This is a genomic window from Fontibacter flavus (genome assembly GCF_042432905.1).
Lineage (GTDB): Bacteria > Bacteroidota > Bacteroidia > Cytophagales > Cyclobacteriaceae > Fontibacter > Fontibacter flavus.
Window position 1 is genome coordinate 119,527 of the sequence record NZ_JBHLWI010000083.1, and the last position, 21,715, is coordinate 141,241.

The window sequence follows — 21,715 nt, forward strand, 5'->3', positions numbered from 1 at the left end:
TCTCGTAGACCTCAAAGGTTAGATTCAGACGATGCGCCAACTAACCGACATAGAACTTCAAGAAATCCGCAAAGCCATCATGCGGAAAGAGATATCCTCAGGTGAGATTCTGATGGAGGTGTACGACCATTATATCAGTCACTTGCAGGAGTTTCCCGAAGAAGGATTCAATTCTCAGCTTTTTGATTTGGAACAAAAATTCACCTATGCTTACTGCCATGCACTTCAGTTCCGATTCAACAAGGAGGCCAAAGAAGACATCCACAAAACCCAATGGTTAGTAATTCGGAAATATTTTTGCACATCTAGATGGCTCTATTTGGTGGGGATTCTGGCGATAGTCTATTACATCTCCAGCCAAGCAAGAAATGAGCAGGAATACACGCTGCTTTTGTTGTCTCCTATGATCCTACTTTTTGTATCCAACATTGTTTTCGGTATCCAAAACAGGAGGAAGTTGCGTCCAATAAAAAAAGCATTTAAAGGGATAGGAATTCCTATCAATTCCTCTCTGGCCTCACCTATTTCCGAGCGATTGTCTTTGCCAGTCCTGATGGCCCAAGTGTTTATCTATTTGCTCAAACTGATCTTCACCAACATTGATCTAACACCTTACCTTTCCGCTGGTGCTGGGATGGTGACAGTTGTACTTATAATGTACACCTTATCCGTTTGGGAAGTCTGGGAAATCAAATCTAAAACGGCATTGGTATGAAACTGACCGAAAAAGATATCGAAAACCTGCATTACCATATCAATGGAAAGCATATCCAATATATTGAAGTACGGGATGAAATATTAGACCATTACCTGACAGCCCTGGAAATGGAAGAAAAAAGGTCTTTTGAAGAGGTTTTAGCTGAATTGGATCAGACTTTTTCAATTGGATATTGCAGACAAACCGCTAGAAATTACCTTCAAAATCTAAAGGCAGAGTACGCAGTTCGATTCAAAAAGGAATTATTTGCGTTTTTTACTACAAAAAAAATCTGGCTGAGCTTAGTAGTACTTGGGTTGGTAATAAGCATCCCAAATTGGTTCCCCCAAAGTGGGAAATTGATCCATATTTTAAATAGTATCCTATTGATTTCTATAAGCTTTGAAAACTGGATTATTACAAAGACTTATCCCAACAAGGATCGAAAACACCATTATCGACGTATAGATAAAAAACCTATTTTAGCCATAACCAAAGCAGATTCTCCAAAAGGTTTTGCCATTTTACAGATGATTTGTTTTGTAACTATCATGATTCCTTTGTTTTTATTCAGCGAAGAAAATCTATATAAGCCCCCTTACTTTTATGCGACTACTATTGGGATTTGGTTATTTCTGCTAATGACAATTGTCAGATACCGCACAAAAACCAACCTTTCAAAACCTCAAATAAGCTAATCCCTACTTTCATGAGAATGCTATCTGAAAACGAAATCCAACTAATCAAAGCCCGCTTGGAAAGCCTTAGCCTTTCTTATATTGAAATATATAATGAACTCTATGATCATTATGTTACCGCACTGGAAGCAGTTTCAGAAGAATCTTTTGAAAGCAGGAAAAATGAGCTGGATGAGGAGTTTGCATGGTCCGTGGTACGAGAAATGGAAAAAGAGCTACTGAAAAACGTCAGTGAACAACTAGAACAATCACAATTTGAAGCTTTGAAATTTTGGAAAATGGATTTTTGGAAAGTCTTGGGCATTTTCATCTACACTGCTTTGTTGATTACAGTTTATGAATTTATTAGCCTTGACGTCATGTTGGTTTTTTCTTTCGTACCAGCATTGGGAATTATGATAGCCTTACTTAATCAGTCCGGAAATTACTTCTCATTTTCCCTTGACCCTAATTACTTCAGACCAAGAAATGTAATCCTTCAAGCAGCTTTGGGAAGGTATTCATTGGTACTAAACTTTAGTAATTTCTTTTTCATCTTAACATCTATTATCCTAAGCAACAATGGCTTTGAAAATTGGGCAATGTTATTGGTGCTTCTCTATAGTACGATTTTAAATGTCTATGCACTTTCATTATACGGTTCAATCAATCTCAAAACATTAAAACTGATCAAGCCATGAAACTAAATCACGAACAGCTGGAAACGATCAGGCTAGAATTGTTAAAAGTCAAGATTTATTACACCGACATTCAGGATGAATTACTTGACCATGTAGCTTCTGAGACCGAGCAACTCATGCAGAAAGGCATGGATTTCAACACCGCATTTTCTCAAGCCGCCAAAAAGGTAAACCCGGAAAAATTTCAGATGGATGTACTCATCACTACCCATTTGGCAAAGATGAAGTCAATTTTCAAATCATTCATGGAACCGATGATTTTAATCAAATCCCTATTGTTGGCAGGTTTTATACTGGCTGTTGTGCATGGGATTGGTTTTGATGTACCTTTTGCTATCAAACTTTTAAAAGCTTCTTTTGTAGGGATTGGTGCTGTGTTGATGTTGGCAAGCTTCAAGCTCAAAGCGCTCAATAATTCCAAGCTAGTAGCTTCTTGGAATTCAGCGTGGTTGATCTTCTGTCTTTTCTTGCCTATCACTAATTTCGGTTTGTTACGTTCCGTTGGATTTGATCCTCATACAATCCTGGCATTTACCTCTGTTTACGTATCATTTTTGTTTGTAAACGGCCTCACGCTGACCATCCGTGAAGCACAAAAATTGAAGACGGTATGAAACTGAACAACGAGCAAATCGAGCAACTCAAAAAACTGATTTCCTACAAGGGTTATCAGGAGATTAATGTACAGTACGAAATACTGGACCATGTGGCCTGTAAAGTGGAAGAGTTGATGGAGAATAATCCAAAGCTGACCGTAACCGATGCTTTTCAAAAAGTGCATGCTTCCTTTGGGATTTTTGGGTTTTCAGGACTGGAGGAGTCCTATAAAAAGATGATTGAAAAAAGACTTTGGGGTTATTATTGGAATGAACTCAAGCAACTCTTTACCAGCTACAGAATTATCTTTCCATTGGGGTTGCTTTTTATCTTTTTCCAATCCTCCGCTTTATTGCAGGATTCCAAAGCATGGATCTTGATGATGATAGGCTTTCTGTTCTTTTCATTTATATGGGTAGTAATCCGCTATTGGAATACCCACAAAAAGTATAAAATGTATGCTTCCTATATGGCTTCCAACAGTGTTTTCCAGCTGATTAATTTTGGAGTATTGGTTTGCACGCAGGGACATGCTTTTGTTTACAGACAGGAAGGTGTACAAGATGGCATATTTGCTAATATGCTTATTGGAGCAATTTTGACAGCGATATCCTTTCTTTTCATCAGCATTTTCATTTTACCAAGGGTCTTGGACAGGAGTATTGCAGATACGGAGGGCTTGATCCAGGTTTATGGGGAGGGATGAATCCCTTTATGATTCATGTCAGCCATGCCTATGGCATTATCCACCACCGTTTCCTGCCCTTAACAACGGGTTGAAACCCGTTGTTAAGATGTCGGCCGCTCCGATGGAGCTCAATATCCTTAGGCAAGAATGAAGACATTCCAAATAAAAAGAGCCCTGCTAGAATTGTTGAAAATCTCAGCTATCAGAGCCACCCGCACCAGTGCCAGAGGCACGGCCGACACCTTACCCGTGGGTTTCAACCCACGGATAAACAGGCATCTCACCTACCTAATAAGTCCCGTAGGGATGGATGACATTAAATTAACCGATTAATTCAATCGCAATGCTTCCACGACAACAAGATGATTTTTATTTTTATAGGAGTATCCATTTTGTTTTACCTAACCTTTTTTCAACATGGCCAACACCTACTCCTGCTTGGTAGTCCAAACAGTTTTTGCAGTCAAGTACAGAAATGCATTGATCCAAAATCCATGGAAAGAGGAATTATTCTCTGTAATTGGGAACCTAATCAATGAGACAGAATGTCAATCTTTAATCGTAAATGGCGTATCCGATCATGTGCATTGTTTATTTGGCTTAAAACCAAAACACTCCCTATCCAATGTAATGCAATCCGTAAAAGCAAAATCCTCCAAATGGCTTAATGAATCGAATTACCTACAATCAAGATTTGAATGGCAGGATGGTTTTGGTGCTTTTTCATACAGCAATGGTCAAATAAATAAGGTGTATCATTATATCAAAAACCAAGAAGCACATCACCGTAAGACCGCCTTTTTGGATGAATATGAAATGATGCTAAAAAAATACCGTATTGATTATGATGATAAATACCTTTTCAAATTACCTGAATAATATCGGCCATGCCTATGGCATTTGCTCTACCTCATCCTGCTCTGATCAACGGGTTAAAACCCGTTGCTAATCAATCGGCCGCTCCGATGGAGCTAAATTTTTCTGTTAAATCATATTTGAATCCTTTAGGAAGGAAAGCCTGAGACAAAGATTAAAAACCTCAGGCACCACAGACCGACCCCTAACCTAGTGCCACCGGCACGGCCGACATCTTACCCGTGGGTTTCAACCCACGGATACCCATGCATCACTCCCCAAAAAGTCCCGTAGGGATGGGCGATATACTCTTAAATTTTACTATCAATACAACCCTATCCCTATAAAATCTGCCAAACCTACACCATTTTAACCCGTGAAATCCCGTTGTTAAGATGTCGGCCGCTCCGATGGAGCTATATTTTTCTGTTAAATCATATTTGAATCCTTTAGGTAGGAAAGCCCAAGACAAAGATTAAAAAACCTCAGACACCACAGACCGACCCCTAACCCAGTGCCACCGGCACGGCCGACATCTTACCCGTGGGTTTCATCCCACGGATACCCATGCATCACTCCCCAAAAAGTCCCATAGGGACGAACAACAACTACACCTAATTCTGTCATACCTGCATTCTGCAGAAAGGCTTATGTCATTAGGCCCGAAAAATATTCCTTAACCATCTAAACCTTCCTTTTCTTTCTTCAACCTCTGCATATCGGACACCAATTAAATATTTGGGCAAAAATGGTGGGAATATGGTAAAATGGCTTGGTGACAAGGAAAACCTAAGAATATCTTTACCCCCTGACTTTTCCTGATACAACGCCAACTTTTTTTGAGGAATATCATTGATATCAGCTGTAAAAGCTATGATTAGGTACCCGGGAGCAGCCAGCATGTTTTCACCTGAGACATCAATAGAATTAAAACCATCTTTGAGCTCATCTAATAAAATCGTTTTTGAAGTGAGTTCATTTAATTCACTTAAGGACATGTTTTTAGAAAATTCCGGCTTATCATCTGTATTGAATACCCTCATATAAAGTTTATCAGGATAGCCTTCTCCCTTGAAAAAATGAAAGCTAACGTCATTTAGTTTGATCTTTTTTTTCAACCTGAATGCATTGCCATGAAATTCACCGCTGCTTTCCAAATTCATCATCATGGGCATAAAGCCTTCATTTTTATCAACAGATCCATACAGTTTCAATCCATCCGAACGCTCATGCCAATTGATTTCGCGTTCATTGAGTGGTACTACTTCAACTTCACTTAATTCAAAAATCCGTTCCTCTAATTTTATCAATTGTGTCCCCCTTGTACTTTGGAGGTAAATATTTTGATGATGATAAGCAGAAGCGCTCACATGAACATAAAGAGAATCTATATCTTCAATCAATTGAATCTTAAAATTACCATCCTCATCAGAAATAGCACCAAGATTTTGATAATCAATGGACCTAACGGTAGCAAATGAAACCCCCTTTCCGGTTTGCCTATCTAGTATTTGACCATAAATAGTTTGTTGAGCTACTCCCGGCAGCATGCCTAAAAGCAACATAAAGAAAAATAATACCCATCTCATATTTTCTTCAAGTTTTCGATGACTTTTCTAAAATGATCAATTTGAAAGAATTCATTTCAAATAGAATTTAAATAAAAACAACTTTTCTTTTAAATCAGGAAACTCAACATCACTGGCATTTTTTCCGAAGGGTTTCGAAACCAACTCATAATCATCTTTGGACAAATACCCCACACTATAATAAAATTCGTCCCCTGAGCCATAAGGCACAGGTACATTTACCTCACTGAACATTTCATTCCATGAAACCGAAACATTGTCTCTAAAATCTGATCTATTGACCCTTGCTATGCCATGATTTTCTAATCCACGGTGGTAAAGGAAAAAATAATGGTCACCATACTCCATTCCGTTAAAAGTACAGCACTTTTTTTCAGACTCTTGGATAAAGGAATTTACCTCATAAATATCAGTTGTACTGAGCATCTTTGATGGAATCCCTTCCTCGCTGAAAAAAACCTGAAACAAAGGCATAAATTCACCAGTATTATCCTCATATCTTACCAGCTTCTCTTCCAAGGAGAGGTGAAAAAACCGAGAATGACTGTTGAAAAACCTAGGTTCCATAGAGAATGGAATGACAGGGAATTTTGTGTGCAATATCGGTTCTAGTTTACCTTCTGTTTGCTTGAAGGCTAACACATAACCATCTGGTTCTTTGATTAGATCATCGGGAAACAACAATAGCCCTTCCCCATTTTTCAAATGAGCAATATTGCTGTAATATTTATCAAGCTTTTCTGATCCTATGAAATTGAAATTCGAATCAAAATAAACTAATTTTAGTAAGGATCGATCCAAAACCAACATTTCATTCCTAGCCTCATCAACGCTAAAAATGTAAGGACTATTAAACCCTTCAGGGGCATCATTAACAGAATTAATCTCAGCAATAAAATTTCCTTGAAGGTCAAATTTTACAATCTTCTTACCCTGAGACTCATCCATTAAATAAATGTAATCCCCAACAATTTTGTAAGAATCGATATTTCCTATCCAAAATTCTTCATTGCTAAACTTTAGTTCAAAAAAATCCATGTCCCGAAAGAAATCTTTAAAATTCATTTTAGAATTTTCTTCGGTGAGCTCAACTTTTTCAAACTCAATTGGCTGAATTACTTTCCAGCAAGAGTTTAAAAATATGACCATTATCAAAAGTAAAATCAAGTTTCTGGCCTTCATGATCTTAAATTCTTGTCCACCAATACCCTAAAATTTAAAATTCCTTCCAATTTAGATTTAAATTAAAGTAGTATATCTCGAAAGGGATATCCTACAAAACCTAAACAATATTTACTTAACTACAATTGGACATCTAACAATGACACAATCATGACCAGGCTTATTTTTGCGACCTGACAAACAAAGAATGTCACTACCTGTCCCGGGAACACTTCAAAATTACCAACGCCCCAAAAAAAATCAGTTAAACTAATTTAAAAAGTAAATTCAACTATTTTTATAAATCAAAGCTTTCTTCTGGCTTTTAGCTGTGAAATGTATTGTGGTGTGACATTGAAATAAGTAGCCAGGTGTTTCTGGGGAATCCTTACCCATAACCCGGGATTTGTCTGCTTAAAATATTCCCACCTATCAAGGAAAGTCTTTTTCCCATTAATCAATTTCCATTGAAGATTATGCTGATACTTGATCGTCGAGACCTCTTTAAATACATCGAGTAATACTTGAGGGGGCAAGAAATCCTGTTGGAAAAAGTCCATACTTAAGACCAAGATCCTACTTTCCTCCAATGCCTCTACCGTAAACGAAGATTTGATTTTTCCTCCGAAATAAAATCCGGTTAAATAATAATTACCTTCTGCTATGAATGAATTGGTAAATTCTTCATCTCCGTTTTCATGATATTCTCGCAGCAATCCTGATGCTACCCAAAATAAGTTATTCAAAAGTTGGCCTTGGACAATCAAGGATTGGCCTCTTTTGAGTGAGATGGTATCCATCGAAGAATCAGCTTCTAGACCTGTCAATTTTCTAAAAACAAAATCAAAACCTTTCATAACAAAACAATTAAACAATCACCTAATATATTATTCTTAGTCAATAATTAAAAATTAAATCCAGCAAATAATATCAAATTCATTCCTTCCTGCCAATCACTCAAATCTGCTACTTTAAGAATTTACGAATCTTAAAGAGTTTAACTTGGTAAGCCTTCCTCCAAAAAATGAACAAATCATTAAATCTTAGAGACTTTTGATGCAAATCAGACTGAAACCAAATTTTCTTCCTACCTTTGCAGCCTAATTCAAATTTACAATGCAGAATATTCGGAATATCGCGATTATCGCTCACGTTGACCACGGTAAGACCACCCTGGTGGACAAAATCATCCATGCCTCCAAAATTTTCCGTGAAAACCAACAGTTTGACGATTTAATCCTGGATAACAACGACTTGGAAAGAGAAAGAGGGATTACCATTCTTTCCAAAAACGTATCCGTACGATATAAAGACCATAAAATTAACATCATTGATACTCCTGGTCACGCCGACTTTGGCGGTGAAGTAGAAAGGGTATTAAAAATGGCCGATGGGGTAATCCTATTGGTGGATGCTTTTGAAGGTCCAATGCCTCAAACCAGATTCGTATTGGGTAAAGCCTTAAATCTTGGCTTAACACCTATTGTAGTAGTCAACAAAGTGGACAAACCAAACTGTCGCCCTGATGAAGTACATGAGGCAGTTTTTGACCTGATGTTCAATTTGGATGCCACAGAAGAGCAGTTAGAATTCCAGACCCTTTATGGCTCGGCCAAAAACAATTGGATGGGACCTGACTGGCAAAACCCAACTGACTCCATTCTTCCACTTTTGGACGCCATCATTGAATACATTCCAGAACCTAAAATTGAAGACGGTTCTCTGCAAATGCAGATTACTTCCCTGGATTACTCTTCTTTCGTAGGACGTATAGCCATCGGAAGGGTAAAAAGAGGAACTATCACAGAAAATGCCCAATTGACCTTATGCAAGGCTGATGGTGTATTTAAAAAAGTAAGGGTTAAAGAATTGCATGTATTTGAAGGCTTGGGTAAAAACAAGGTATCAGAAGTACATGCAGGAGATATTTGTGCAGTTACAGGAATCGAGGACTTCGAAATCGGCGATACCATCGCTGCTCTGGAAAACCCTGAACCACTTCCAAGAATCGCCATCGATGAACCAACGATGAACATGCTCTTCACGATCAACAACTCTCCTTTCTTTGGTAGAGAAGGAAAATTCGTGACTTCACGTCACCTGAGAGACAGATTGATGAAGGAAATGGAGAAAAACCTTGCTTTGAGAGTAGAATCTACAGATTCTGAAGATAAATTTCTTGTTTACGGAAGAGGTATCCTTCACTTGTCTGTCTTGATCGAAACCATGAGAAGAGAAGGTTACGAACTTCAAGTAGGCCAGCCTCAGGTGATTTTCAAAGAAATTGATGGCGTTCAGTGCGAACCAATAGAAACCTTGGTTGTAGACGTGCCTGAGGAGACAGCTGGAAAAGTAATCGAATTGGCTACTCAGAAAAAAGGTGAATTGTTGATCATGGAACCAAAAGGTGACTTGCAACATTTGGAATTTAAAATTCCTTCCAGAGGTTTGATCGGTCTGAGAAACAATGTTTTGACTGCTACCCAAGGTGAAGCCATCATGAACCACAGATTTTCCGCATACGAACCTTATAAAGGAACCATTGCCGGAAGAATCAATGGATCCTTGATCTCGATGGAAGGCGGTCAGTGTACTGCTTATGCCATTGACAAATTGCAGGACAGGGGTGTTTTCTTCATTGAACCAGGTGATGAACTGTACACAGGTCAGGTAATTGGAGAACATTCAAGAGACAACGACCTAGTTGTAAACGTGCAGAAAGGCAAGAAATTGACCAACATGCGTGCTTCCGGCTCTGATGACAACACCAGGATCGCTCCTCCAAAAAGATTCTCCTTGGAAGAAGCCATGGAATACATCCAAAAAGATGAATACCTTGAAATCACTCCAAAATCCATCCGTATGAGAAAAATCTATTTGGATGAGAATGAAAGAAACAGAATGGCGAAGAAAGATGCGTAAGAGAAGTGGGAGATTAGAGGCGAGAGTTTAGACTAATCAGTCGAGAGGTTATTATCTTATAGTGATTGAAATATGAATTGCGGAATAATAGAAATAAGCCTTCGGCGAAATAGTAAGATGCGTTTAAAACTATAGATCTCTCTTAAAAGTAAATTTCACGTAAATACAAGACAGACCTCAGAAGTTGAAAGACTTTTGAGGTCTTTGAAGTTTCAGAAAAAAAGAACCTCTCAATTAATCAAACCTGTAAATATCTAACACGACTTCATCTTCATTGAGCCCTTCATAAAAAGAATTGGTTCGGGAAAGGTAAAGCCCATTTTTACCTACAAAAGAATTGTATGGTTTATGAATCTTCCCAGGAAACCGTTTTTCAGTAAGGAAATTAAAGTCTTTATCCAATACAATGATGCTGAAATCATTTTTCATCTGTGGAAATTGGTCAACCAAATCAGAATCATCCATTTCTCTTCCGATTGTAACAAACCTGTAATAAACCTCCCTATAGGCATCGTAAATAATTGAATAGTATGTTGTTTGGGTGACTATTTCCCTGATTTCAATATCATTAGGAGAACCAGAAACCGCGGAATACTTCAGCGGTTTGGCAAACTCACTTTTGGCATAAACTGATTTTAGCTGATTCCAATCATTATCAAAAATCAACAAAGAATCTAATGCAGACCAAGAATAAATCCATAAATTCCCTTGCCTGATTCTTGAATAATTTCCCAAACCTATGGGCCAAACTTTCCCGTGATAAAAATCCGGAACAGTAATCTGATCAATTCTTGAAACCTCATTGGTAACCAAATCGACCCTCACTGCAGGACGAAATGCTTTCATATCTTCATCGGAATTCAAAAAACCATTCAGGCTCATGTCTGAAAAATACAAATTACCATGTTCATAGATAGTCATGTTATTGGCCCTTGAATAATGGTTTACCAAGCTTTTCATCCATTCCTGGGGGCTAGTCCTATCTACCTTTTGTGGACTGAATTGAGTGATCACTTCCCCATTACCATTCAATAGCGAAATACCGTTCAATTGCATTTGATCAAACAAAAAAATTGAATCGGAATTATGATAAAAGAAGCCATATAAAGCACGTATAGGAAACTTTTCATCCTTTACAATATCGATCCTTTTTAACTTTTCCCCCGTTTCCAAGTCATAAAAATCAAATGAGAAATTTACCCTGTTCATCACCAAAAGCAGCTCCATCCCTTCTTCATTGATTACTTGAAATTCAGTGAAATTAAAATCTGAAATGGAATCTATCTCCAATTTGAGTTGCCCAACATTAGTAAAGCTCCCATCAAAAGTTTTCTTTCCAGAATATCCATCTTTCTCCGAACACGCCAATACACTGATTAAGAGGACTATAAATTGCAATAAATATTTATTCATAATTTTAGCTGATACAATGAACATTAAACTAAAGAAATAATAAATAAATTACCAATGTCAATCAATATTTTTTTAGTTTATTGATCAGTCCCTTGCCCATTAGATCCTATAAACATGAAAATATTTTATCAAACCCTAACCATTTTCCTGATTTTGACTGCCTGTTCCAAAAAAACTGACCCAATCAATACTATCTTCCAGAATTACCAAGGAGAAAATCCAGGGGCATCAGTAGCCATCATTCAGGATGGGAAGATCGTTTATCATGAGTCATTTGGAATGGCCGATAAGGAGAATCAAGTGCCAGTCCAGGCAAACTCCAATTTCAGGTTGGCATCTGTCAGCAAGCAATTTACCGCGACAGCTATCCTAATTTTGGAATCAAGGGGTTCGATAGACCTAGATTGGAACTTAGATCAGGTTTTTGAGGAATTTCCAGCTTATGGAAAAACAATAAAAGTCCATCATTTACTAAACCATACCTCAGGTATTTGGGATTATGAAGATTTTGTCCCTGATGATGCCCCCCAAGTTACTGATACCGATGTGCTTGAATTCATCAAAAACCATCCATCGGTGTATTTTGAAGCAGGGACTGAATTCCGCTATAGTAATACCGCTTATGCCCTTTTGGCCCTGATGGTAGAAAAATACTCCCATCAGACTTTTCAGGATTTTTTGAAAACCGAGATTTTCAACCCTTTGGGAATGCAAAACACCCTTGCTTTTGTACCTAACTACAATGAAGTCCCTAACAGGGCTTTCGGGTACAGTAAAGAAAACGGAGCGTGGGTTCGAAAAGACCAAAGCAGCACCTCAGCTGTTTTGGGTGATGGTGGGATATATTCCAATGTACCCGATCTTTTCCTTTGGGACCAAGCCTTGTATGAAGGAAAAATCCTTCACAAGGAAACCATCGAAAAGACATTTATTAAAGGAAAGCTCAATGATGGCAGGGAAATCCCCTATGGCTTGGGTTGGCATATCAAAGAATACGAAGGAGAAAAGGCAATATATCACACCGGCAGCACCACTTCTTTCAGAAATATTTTTTACCGAATTCCTCAGAAGAATTTAAGCATTATCATCCTGACCAATCGAAACATTCCTGAGGAAAATAAAATGGTAGATTTGGCTGAAAAAGTTCTCAAATCTTATATAGCTAATTAATTATTAACGCAAAGCATCACCCTAAGATCGGCTTCATTAACAGCACTTTAAGCTTAAAATCAAGCTCAATCTCTTCATTATACAGATTCGGATTTCTCCAAATTCAAAACCTTAATGCTAAAAAAGACGTGAGGAAATAGAAAACCCAACTATGAAAAACATTCTAATACTCTCCTTTTTTTACGCATTTACGGTTAATGCGTTCGCGCAAACTCAATTAGACAGAATTCACCTAAAAGATGAAATCAAAGAAGTACTGGTAGAAGAAGTGGGATCCAATTACATCAAATTCAAATACCCTAATGAAAACGCTTCTTACACAATCAGCAAACATCAGGTGGATAAAATCATCTTTTCAACAGGAAGGGAAGAAGTCTTTGAATCAGCATTTAAAACAGTGACCTCTGTACACGACTACGAAAATGTCTACATTTCTTATGTTCCTCAGGATGTAGAAGGCCTTAAATCATTGGGTCAGGTATTCTCAAAAGCTACTGGTGTAACGACACTTTCCAGCATCAATAATGTAAACAACAGGGCTGTTAGAAAAGTGAAAATGGAAGCTGCAATGTTGGGTGCAAATGTAGTACTCGTTGGAAATACTTTCCAACGGGGGAATCAGTACGGTAATGAAAACATCCCGGGGAATGCTACCATGACAAGTATTTCCGGAACTGCATATACTTCAAATGCAAAAAACTTCAACCTTGACGAGGTAAAAAATTATTTGAATGATTATCAATATGCCTTTTTCCAAAAAGACCAATTAAACAGGAATGCTTTTGATAAAAGAACTACGGTTGAAGAAATGTATGACAGAAACCTGAATGTTAAACTTTTCCGATTTGACGAAGTCTATGAAAAAGATGGTCAAGTATATGTAAAATCAAGTAATCTAAAATCAAAATCAGGTGAACTAAGGGTTTTGTTCGCCAATGAAGAAAATATCACGCTCGTAGAACAGCATAACAACACCATTTACAACTATTTCCTGCTAAGTGAGAAAGAACCAAGAATAGTTCAAATGATGGCCATCAAAGACAGGAACACAAAGTAATCTTGAGAACCATCTTATTAAATTGGGAACCTAGTAAAAGCCTTACCCGAAAGGGCTATTACTAGGTTCACCATCTTCGCCTAATCTCCTTTCTTCTTTTCATTTGGGCAAAAATGGGTTAAATTCGTGACCCGTTTATTTGGGAATGAATTTTGCCCATAATTGAAAAAAACAATATATGAGAATTGTATTCCTCCTGACCCTGTTTATTTCCGCATTTTCCTTACAAGGTCTTGCCCAAGATCAATTAGCGGAATACAAAAGAGCCAAAACCTTGATGGGTTATGGAAATTATGCAGATGCCATGGAATCGTTTCGTCCTTATATGGATTCGAATAAATTTGGTGGTTTATCCAACTATGCTTCCTATCATTTTGCATGGTCAGCTTATCAAAATGGGCAGTATGTCTTGGCACAAACCATCCTTAAAAACATCTCTGAGCAGACTTCCTGGGCAAAAAAAGATGAAACAAGATACCTGTTGGCCTTAGCTTATTTTCAAGAAGGCAAAAATATTGAAGCCTTGGAGGAGATCGGAAAAATAAGATCTCCAGAAATCAAAAAACAGGCTGAAAACGCCTCATATAATTTCCTACAAAATGTTTCTGTCAGCTTTTTAATGGGAAATATTCGGAAATTCAATGATAACAAAGGCTTTATGCTGGCCCTTAAGGAAAAAATGGAAAAACAAACCATCATGACCAATGAGGAAAGAGCAGTGTATAACCAAATTAAAGATATTCAGACAGGAGGCAATCAAGAAAGCTCAAAAGAATCTAAAAATCCACAAGCTTTGGACATAGCAGTGATTCTTCCCTTCAACTATGCAGGAGGAACAGGTGTAACAAATCTTGGCAATGGTAACTTTGTATTTGAGCTTTACCAAGGCTTGGAATTTGCTGCGAAAGAATTGAAAAAAAGTGGCTTAAAGCTGAACATCAGAACTTTTGACACAGAAAGAAACCTGTCTAAGGTTCAAAATATTTTAGCCGACCCATATTTAAAACAAGCAGATATCATCATTGGACCAATTTACCCAGATGAAACTGAATATGTGATGGCTTTTGCGGAAAGGAACAGCATCCCATTTATCAACCCACTCTCAAATGTCGATGACAAAATGCAGGGCACCAATTTCTCCTACCTTTTCCGCCCTTCCATCAATTCTTTGTCAGAAAGTATCATTCAATTTTCCAGAAAAAACAACACTGGCAAGAGAATCGCCATAGCATACTCAAATACCACTAGAGACGAGCTTTTAGCAAAAAACTTGGGTGAAAAGGCCCAAAAAAACGGATTCACTGTCATCAGAAACCAAAAAGTAGCAGGTAGGGAGATAATTGATCTTTTTGACCAAATCCAATTGAAATTTGATTCAGCTGCAAGAGCGGATATGGTAGTAGTCCTCAGTGATGATCCTAATACAGCTTCACTCGTTTTTGGTTTTATGGAATCACAAAATATTAAGACGCCTGTCATGGTTTTGGACAGTTGGCTCTTTTTCAATTTCGCCAATTATGAAATGTTGACCAGCCAAAACTTCCGGTTTATCGGAAATAACACCATCCGTTTTGACAGTAAAAATCTCGAAGGGTTCAGGGAAAATTTTTATAAGACATATACTAATTATCCCGCATTCAATACTCATTTAGGTTATGAATTAATGCATTGGGTTGCTGGCACTATAAATCCTCAAAAAGGTTTTGACTTCAGAAAAAACCTGGATGCTGCAGGTTTTAATACTGGAAAGATAACCTATGGCTTTGATTTCAACAGACAAAACAACAATACCCATGTACCTGTTTTGAGAATGGTTAATGGTATCTTGGAAGAAAATTAAACTTAGATTCATGCAGATTACAAGAAGTAAAGCGCTATTCGAAAAAGCGAAAAATTATATTCCAGGTGGCGTAAACTCTCCTGTCCGAGCATTCAGGGCTGTAGGAGGTGATCCCATTTTTATCAAAAGAGCAGACGGAGCCTTCATTTATGATGAAGACGACAATGCTTACATTGAATTGATCAATAGCTGGGGACCAATGATCCTTGGACATAACCATCCAATGATTCGGGAAGCCGTCATCAAGGCCATGGAAAACGGGACTTCTTTTGGTGCGCCAACTGCAAGGGAAGTTGAAATTGCTGAACTGATCACGCATATGGTGCCTTCAGTAGAGAAGGTCAGAATGGTAAATTCAGGCACAGAAGCAACCATGTCGGCTATCCGTGTGGCCCGTGGATTTACAGGCAGGGATAAATTCATCAAAATGGAAGGCCATTATCATGGTCACGGAGATTCATTCCTGATTTCGGCAGGTTCAGGAGCTATCACCATGGGCAATCCTGATTCTCCGGGGGTCACTAAAGGTACAGCTAAAGATACCTTACTCGCTCCTTACAATGACCTTGAGGCGATTGAAAAACTCGTAAGAGCAAACAAAAATGAAATTGCTGCCATCATTTTGGAACCAGTTCCCGGAAACATGGGCCTTGCTATTCCACAAAAAGGTTACCTAGAGGGGCTAAGAAAAATCTGTGACAGAGAAGGAATCGTACTGATATTTGATGAAGTGATGACAGGATTCCGCTTGGCCAAAGGTGGTGCCCAAGAACTTTTTGGAGTTTCTCCGGATATGACCACATTGGGAAAAATTATCGGAGGTGGCATGCCTGTAGGTGCATATGGCGGTAAAAGAGAAATAATGGAACATGTCTCTCCTGCCGGTCCTGTCTACCAAGCTGGAACACTTTCCGGAAATCCAATTGCGATGGCAGCAGGGCTAACTATGCTAAATTATCTGAACGAACATCCCGAAGTTTACAATCAATTAAATGAGATTGGCAACAAACTCACTCAAGGAATTCGAAAATCATTGGACAAATTAGGGTTGAAATACACGATCAACCATTTAGGGAGTATGTACAGCCTTTTCTTTACCGGTCAGCAAGTCTTTGACTTTAACTCAGCCAAACAATCCAACACTGTTCTATTTGGAAAATACTTCCAAGAAATGTTGAAAAGAGGGATTTATTTAGCACCATCCCAATTCGAAAGTTTATTTCTTTCAACTGCCCTAACAGATGAATTGATCCAAAAAATTCTACATGCAAATGAGGAGTCACTAATAGCGCTCCATCATTAATCCGAAACCGCAGGTCAAAAACCTGCGGTTTTTTCTAATAATTTCAAAAATTATGAATTAATTTTATACCAATAACCATTTCATGGTTAGATTGAAACATTCTTTTGGTTAAAAACCACTCAACTTGTACATATACTTATTTAAAGTTTGAATTAAAAAAAATGAAGCTATTTGTTTACGGCATCAAAAACTGCAATACCATGAAAAAAACCTTCGATTTTTTAAATGAGGAAGGTATTGCCTATGAATTTATAGATTACAAAAAAACAGCCCCTAACACAGGATTGCTGAAAAAGTTTATCGGTCAAGTTGGGTTGGAATCGCTGATCAACAAACGGGGCACTACCTTTAAAAAATTATCGGATACTGAAAAGATGGCCTTGGAAGACAAGGATTCTGCTGTAGGCATTTTAACCAAAAAAAGCAGCATGATCAAGAGGCCAATTATTGAATTTCCTGATGGAGAATTAGTTTTAGGGTTTGAACCAAATCAAATAAAAAATAAATTCAATCATTAATCATTTAATTTAAATACTCTTCAATATTGATGTTTTGAAATATTTGTGAAATAATTACGATTAAATAGATGATTTGGACAACTTCATAAACTCTTCCTAAGCTTTACAGATTAAATCTGGAATCTTGAGATGCTGTGGAGATGGATGTTAAAAATGAAATTTTTAAAAAACGCATGCTCTTTTTGAATGGAAATTAAAACTAATAGATTATACTTCCTTGATTGGTTAAGGGTTATCTCCATCTTCTTGGTCTTCCTTCACCATGTGGGTATGCCATTCAGTGGGCAAAGCTGGCTTGCTAATTATCAGGAACCAAGCGATACACTTCTAGCGTTCATGATATTTTTTCAGCAATGGAGACTAAGCTTACTGTTTCTAATTTCTGGAGCAGGTACTTATTTAGCATTTTCCAAGAGAAGTTGGCTGCAATATTTTTGGGAACGCACCAAGAGATTGTTAATACCCCTATATTTTGGAATATTCTTTATAAGCCCGCCACAAACCTTTTATCAGTTTTACGATCAATATCAAAGTTATTGGGATCTATATCCCGAAGTTTTCATAAATAGACCAATACTGCATCTCTGGTTTATAAAAATGCTTTACGCATTTTCTGTCGTCATTATCCCCTTTATTCTTTTTTTGAGAGCCGAAAAACAAAACTTCTTTAAAGATAAAATTTCAACATTATTAAAAAATCCTTGGGCTGTTTTTAGCTTAGGTCTGGTTTTCGTCTTGATTATGGTAATTGTAAAGAAATTATTCCCTTATAATGCCGATGCTTTTCTTACCAACTATAGCACAAGTGTTCCTTTCTTTCTTTACTTCACCACTGGCATTTTATTGGCATCAAATGCAAAATCTTGGTGGGGTCTATTTGAAAGGAGGCAGTTTTTCCTATCAATGGCTGTGGCAAGTACAATTGCCTTCTATACACTTTACTTCAATCGAGAGTATTTCGCGTCTTTGGGGATTAGCCAAGAGGTGCTTGAAGTAATTTGGAACAGCATCAGTGGAATCATGGGCTGGCTGGTTATCCTCAGCATCATAAGCTACTCCATTAAATTCCTGAATTTTTCTAATAAATGGTTAAAACCACTTAATGAAGCTATCTATCCTTTTTATATCATTCATCAGACCATTTTAACTGTATTGGCATTTTATATAGTTCAAATGGATCTATATTGGCCCATCAAACTCTTTATGGTCATGATTGGAACACTAATCGGGTCAGCAGGGGTATACAAACTCATTATTTATCCTATAAAGCCTCTTTGGTTTTTCTTTGGCATGAAATCAAAAACCGATAAAACATTCAACAAGTCAAGCAACAAAAAAGAAGTTAGTTCAGAGTTGGTCTAACCCAACCATTATTGATATTAAAAAAGGGCAGATCCATTTTAGACCAGCCCTTTTTCTTATTTAAAATTCACCATATAAGCAGGTAAATTCTCAAGGATATCTGCTGTCATCTTTTGCAAATCATACTCATGCTTCCATCCCCAATCTGCTCTGGCATGACTATCATCAATGCTATCGGGCCAACTATCCGCTATAGCTTGCCTAAAGTCAGGTGCATAACTGATGGAAAAATCTGGATAAGTTAATTTTATGCTTTCATAAATTTCTTTAGGTGAAAAGCTGATAGCAGACAAATTATAGCTCGATCTTATTTTCACATTCTCTTTAGGAGCATGCATCAAATCCAACGTGGCTTTGATGGCATCATGCATATACATCATTGGCAGATACGTGTCTTCACTCAAGAAAGAAACAAAATGTTCTCCTGCAATAGCCTTATGGTAGATATCAACGGCATAATCAGTAGTCCCTCCACCGGGAAGCGACTTATACCCAATCAAACCTGGATACCTTAAACTTCTCACATCCACACCATATTTTTGAAAATAGTATTCACACCATCTTTCCCCTGCCTGTTTGGATATTCCATATACTGTATTGGGCTCTTTTACACAATACTGTGCGGTATTGACTTTAGGGGTGTTAGGCCCGAAAACAGCTATAGAGGAAGGCCAATAAACTTTATCAAGCTTTTCTTCTTTTGCGAGTTCAAGTACAAAAAGCAAACTTTCCATATTCAGATGCCATGCAAAAAGTGGATTCTTCTCGCCTGTTGCCGATAAAACTGCAGCTAAATGATATATTTGCTTGACTTGCTCCTTTTTGACCAGATTACGGACTGAATCTTTGTCCATGATATCTAGAACAGTTGATTTGCAATAATCAAACTTCTCTAAAGCTTTGGGATTAATATCGGTGGCTATTACATTTTCACCACCATACATGTCAGATAAGGCCTTTGTAAGTTCCGACCCCAATTGACCTGCTGCACCAATTATTAAAACTCTTTCCATGTTTGAACTTTCCATCTCCGAATCCAGCCGGACCCTTGATGTTTTTTGATTATATTTGGGACTGAATGGGGCAAAAATAATGAATTCAGATGATGAATTTCATTTATTTCCCCTCAGACTTCTTTTTAATTCCATTCAAACTGTCAAAATATGTACGATACTTTAAAACCCAAATTAGAGAAAGAGTTAAAGGAGATTGAAAATACTGGCCTTTTCAAGAAAGAAAGGATTATTACCTCACCTCAAGCCGCAGAAATCACCATATCAGGCGGTCAAAAAGTCCTGAATTTTTGTGCCAACAATTATCTTGGACTTTCCTCCCACCCTAAAGTCATTGAAGCAGCGAAAAACGCAATTGATACCCACGGATTCGGTATGTCTTCCGTTAGATTTATATGCGGAACTCAAGATATTCACAAGGAACTGGAAGGCAAGATTTCCAAATTCCTTGGAACTGAAGACACTATTTTATATGCTGCCGCATTTGATGCAAATGGCGGAGTCTTTGAACCAATCTTTGGTCCAGAAGATGCCATCATTTCAGATGCGCTGAACCATGCTTCGATTATTGATGGGGTAAGGCTTTGTAAAGCCATGAGATTCCGTTACAAACACAATGACATGGAAGACCTGGAAGCCCAACTCAAAGATGCGGAAGCCAAAGGCACCCAACAAAAAATCATTGTGACCGATGGTGTATTTTCCATGGATGGAACCATTGCTCAATTGGATAAAATAGTTGAATTGGCAGAAAAATACAATGCATTGGTGATGTCTGATGAATGTCACTCAACAGGATTTATGGGAAAAACCGGAAGAGGTGTACATGAATACAGAAATGTGATGGGCAAAATTGATATCATCACAGGTACCTTAGGTAAAGCCCTTGGTGGGGCATCAGGAGGTTTTACTTCAGGCCGGAAAGAAATCATTGAAATGCTCCGTCAGCGTTCCAGACCATACCTTTTCTCTAATACCTTGGCCCCTTCTATCACAGGTGCATCCATAGCAGTTTTTGACCTGCTTTCGGAGACTACCGAGTTGAGGGATAGACTTGAAGATAACACCAAGTATTTCAGGTCCAAAATGACCGAGCTTGGGTTTGATATCAAGCCAGGAGAACACGCTATCGTACCCATCATGTTATATGATGCTGTTTTATCACAAAAAATGGCCGAAAAACTACTGGAAAAAGGAATCTATGTAATTGGTTTTTACTATCCGGTAGTTCCGAAAGGAGAAGCCAGAATAAGGGTTCAGATCTCTGCCGGGCATGAAAGACACCATTTGGATAAGGCTATACAGGCATTTGCTGAAGTTGGCCGAGAACTGGGAGTGATCAAGTAACATGAATGAATAATCAAAAAAGCCTTGAAGTGAACTTCAAGGCTTTTTTGATAGTCAAATATCAAGAATATTTGAAAAAGGGGAAGCAATAAAAAAAGGGGCAAAAGCCCCTTTTATATTTTTTATCCAAGTTTGAATCTGATAGGAAGTCTCATCCTAACCCTCACTGGACGACCTCTTTGCTTACCTGGTGTCCATTTTGGAGCGCCAGAAACTACTCTAAGTGCTTCTTCATCGCAACCTCCACCAATACCCCTAAGGAGTTCAACATCCTGAATAGATCCATCAGTGTTTACAACGAATACCACATATACAGTACCCTCGATCCCCATTCTTCTAGCTTGAGTCGGATATTTAAGGTTTTTCCTCAAATACTCATTCCATGCTTCCATACCTCCTGGGAATTCTGGAGAATTCTCAACCACGTCGAAGATTTCATCAGCTTTCTCAACAACAGGAGCATCTGCGATAACTACCTCTTTGATCACTGTCTCTTCTTTAACGTCCAAGTCAAAATTTACTTCGATTTTTTCTTCAATTTCAACTTCATCTGGAATTTCCTGGATTACAGGCTGCTCTACCGGTGGTGGTGGCGGAGGTGGTTGCTCTGTGATCGGAATATCCAAGAGTTCCTCAAAATCATCGGCTACTTGTCCTAAATCTTTCAAAGGTCCTATATCATAAGACTTATATTCGAAAGCAAAGAGAACAAGACCGACGCTGATGAGGAGACCAAGGTTCAGGAACATTCCTGATTTTTTGGTCAAATCCGCATTTGGCGTCTTTTTAGCTTCCATGGTTGTAC

21 protein-coding genes are annotated in these 21,715 nt (G+C 38.0%); 15 read left to right on the top strand and 6 right to left on the bottom strand.

Annotated elements, in window-relative coordinates:
• Window positions 1–31 precede the first annotated feature (31 nt).
• The 7 genes from ACFFIP_RS18615 (at window position 32) to tnpA (ending at window position 4,239) form a co-directional block, all read left to right on the top strand.
• Entirely contained in the window at window positions 32–715 is a 684-nt protein-coding gene (locus tag ACFFIP_RS18615; protein WP_382389287.1) for a hypothetical protein, read from the top strand.
• The gene (locus tag ACFFIP_RS18620) at window positions 712–1,395 is read left to right on the top strand and encodes a hypothetical protein (RefSeq protein ID WP_382389288.1); all 684 of its coding nucleotides are present in this window, start codon (window positions 712–714) and stop codon (window positions 1,393–1,395) included. The genes ACFFIP_RS18615 and ACFFIP_RS18620 overlap by 4 nt, the downstream gene beginning before the upstream one ends.
• Before the next feature lie 11 nt (window positions 1,396–1,406).
• Window positions 1,407–2,075, top strand: coding sequence for a hypothetical protein (locus ACFFIP_RS18625; RefSeq protein ID WP_382389289.1), 669 nt, complete (start codon window positions 1,407–1,409; stop codon window positions 2,073–2,075).
• Window positions 2,072–2,689: an HAD family hydrolase gene (locus ACFFIP_RS18630; RefSeq protein WP_382389290.1), complete on the top strand. Its 618-nt coding sequence runs from the start codon at window positions 2,072–2,074 to the stop codon at window positions 2,687–2,689. Before ACFFIP_RS18625 ends, ACFFIP_RS18630 begins: the two co-directional genes overlap by 4 nt.
• Window positions 2,686–3,378 carry a hypothetical protein gene (locus ACFFIP_RS18635; RefSeq protein WP_382389291.1) on the top strand — a complete coding sequence of 231 codons (693 nt, stop codon included), beginning with the start codon at window positions 2,686–2,688 and terminating at the stop codon, window positions 3,376–3,378. The genes ACFFIP_RS18630 and ACFFIP_RS18635 overlap by 4 nt, the downstream gene beginning before the upstream one ends.
• 129 nt (window positions 3,379–3,507) lie before the next feature.
• Entirely contained in the window at window positions 3,508–3,693 is a 186-nt protein-coding gene (locus ACFFIP_RS18640) for a hypothetical protein (RefSeq protein ID WP_382389292.1), read from the top strand.
• An 84-nt stretch (window positions 3,694–3,777) separates the two neighbouring features.
• A complete protein-coding gene (gene tnpA, locus ACFFIP_RS18645) occupies window positions 3,778–4,239 on the top strand; it encodes an IS200/IS605 family transposase (RefSeq protein WP_382389293.1) in 462 nt (153 codons plus the stop codon).
• Between the two features lie 632 nt (window positions 4,240–4,871).
• On the opposite strand, the gene ACFFIP_RS18650 is transcribed toward tnpA, so the two are convergent.
• From ACFFIP_RS18650 to ACFFIP_RS18660, 3 genes are all read right to left on the bottom strand, one after another.
• Window positions 4,872–5,804, bottom strand: coding sequence for a carboxypeptidase-like regulatory domain-containing protein (locus ACFFIP_RS18650; RefSeq protein ID WP_382389294.1), 933 nt, complete (start codon window positions 5,802–5,804; stop codon window positions 4,872–4,874).
• A 51-nt stretch (window positions 5,805–5,855) separates the two neighbouring features.
• On the bottom strand, window positions 5,856–6,986 hold the full coding sequence (locus ACFFIP_RS18655; RefSeq protein WP_382389295.1) for a DUF4934 domain-containing protein: 1,131 nt from the start codon (window positions 6,984–6,986) through the stop codon (window positions 5,856–5,858).
• 284 nt (window positions 6,987–7,270) lie between these two features.
• Window positions 7,271–7,822: a Crp/Fnr family transcriptional regulator gene (locus ACFFIP_RS18660; RefSeq protein ID WP_382389296.1), complete on the bottom strand. Its 552-nt coding sequence runs from the start codon at window positions 7,820–7,822 to the stop codon at window positions 7,271–7,273.
• Between the two features lie 259 nt (window positions 7,823–8,081).
• Here ACFFIP_RS18660 and typA point away from each other — a divergent pair, with 259 nt between their 5' ends.
• A complete protein-coding gene (typA, locus tag ACFFIP_RS18665; protein ID WP_382389297.1) occupies window positions 8,082–9,887 on the top strand; it encodes a translational GTPase TypA in 1,806 nt (601 codons plus the stop codon).
• Between the two features lie 234 nt (window positions 9,888–10,121).
• Here typA and ACFFIP_RS18670 read toward each other — a convergent pair whose 3' ends face one another.
• Window positions 10,122–11,300, bottom strand: a complete 1,179-nt coding sequence (locus tag ACFFIP_RS18670; RefSeq protein WP_382389298.1) for a DUF4221 family protein — start codon at window positions 11,298–11,300, stop codon at window positions 10,122–10,124.
• 114 nt (window positions 11,301–11,414) lie between these two features.
• Here ACFFIP_RS18670 and ACFFIP_RS18675 point away from each other — a divergent pair, with 114 nt between their 5' ends.
• The 6 genes from ACFFIP_RS18675 (at window position 11,415) to ACFFIP_RS18700 (ending at window position 18,550) form a co-directional block, all read left to right on the top strand.
• On the top strand, window positions 11,415–12,470 hold the full coding sequence (locus ACFFIP_RS18675) for a serine hydrolase domain-containing protein (protein WP_382389299.1): 1,056 nt from the start codon (window positions 11,415–11,417) through the stop codon (window positions 12,468–12,470).
• 151 nt (window positions 12,471–12,621) lie between these two features.
• Window positions 12,622–13,527 carry a hypothetical protein gene (locus ACFFIP_RS18680; RefSeq protein ID WP_382389300.1) on the top strand — a complete coding sequence of 302 codons (906 nt, stop codon included), beginning with the start codon at window positions 12,622–12,624 and terminating at the stop codon, window positions 13,525–13,527.
• A gap of 178 nt (window positions 13,528–13,705) precedes the next feature.
• Window positions 13,706–15,367 (top strand): ABC transporter substrate-binding protein, encoded by a 1,662-nt coding sequence (locus tag ACFFIP_RS18685; protein WP_382389301.1) that lies wholly within the window; start codon window positions 13,706–13,708, stop codon window positions 15,365–15,367.
• Between the two features lie 10 nt (window positions 15,368–15,377).
• On the top strand, window positions 15,378–16,670 hold the full coding sequence (gene hemL, locus ACFFIP_RS18690) for a glutamate-1-semialdehyde 2,1-aminomutase (protein ID WP_382389302.1): 1,293 nt from the start codon (window positions 15,378–15,380) through the stop codon (window positions 16,668–16,670).
• A gap of 161 nt (window positions 16,671–16,831) precedes the next feature.
• Window positions 16,832–17,188, top strand: coding sequence for a Spx/MgsR family RNA polymerase-binding regulatory protein (locus tag ACFFIP_RS18695; RefSeq protein ID WP_382389303.1), 357 nt, complete (start codon window positions 16,832–16,834; stop codon window positions 17,186–17,188).
• 186 nt (window positions 17,189–17,374) lie between these two features.
• The gene (locus tag ACFFIP_RS18700) at window positions 17,375–18,550 is read left to right on the top strand and encodes an acyltransferase family protein (protein ID WP_382389304.1); all 1,176 of its coding nucleotides are present in this window, start codon (window positions 17,375–17,377) and stop codon (window positions 18,548–18,550) included.
• Window positions 18,551–18,606: 56 nt separating this feature from the next.
• On the opposite strand, the gene ACFFIP_RS18705 is transcribed toward ACFFIP_RS18700, so the two are convergent.
• Complete coding sequence (locus ACFFIP_RS18705; protein ID WP_382389305.1) at window positions 18,607–19,563, bottom strand: NAD-dependent epimerase/dehydratase family protein; 957 nt, start codon at window positions 19,561–19,563, stop codon at window positions 18,607–18,609.
• A 150-nt stretch (window positions 19,564–19,713) separates the two neighbouring features.
• Between ACFFIP_RS18705 and kbl the strand changes: the two genes are divergently transcribed.
• A complete protein-coding gene (gene kbl / locus ACFFIP_RS18710) occupies window positions 19,714–20,910 on the top strand; it encodes a glycine C-acetyltransferase (RefSeq protein ID WP_382389306.1) in 1,197 nt (398 codons plus the stop codon).
• Window positions 20,911–21,032: 122 nt separating this feature from the next.
• On the opposite strand, the gene ACFFIP_RS18715 is transcribed toward kbl, so the two are convergent.
• Complete coding sequence (locus ACFFIP_RS18715) at window positions 21,033–21,707, bottom strand: energy transducer TonB (protein ID WP_382389307.1); 675 nt, start codon at window positions 21,705–21,707, stop codon at window positions 21,033–21,035.
• Between the last annotated feature and the right edge of the window lie 8 nt (window positions 21,708–21,715).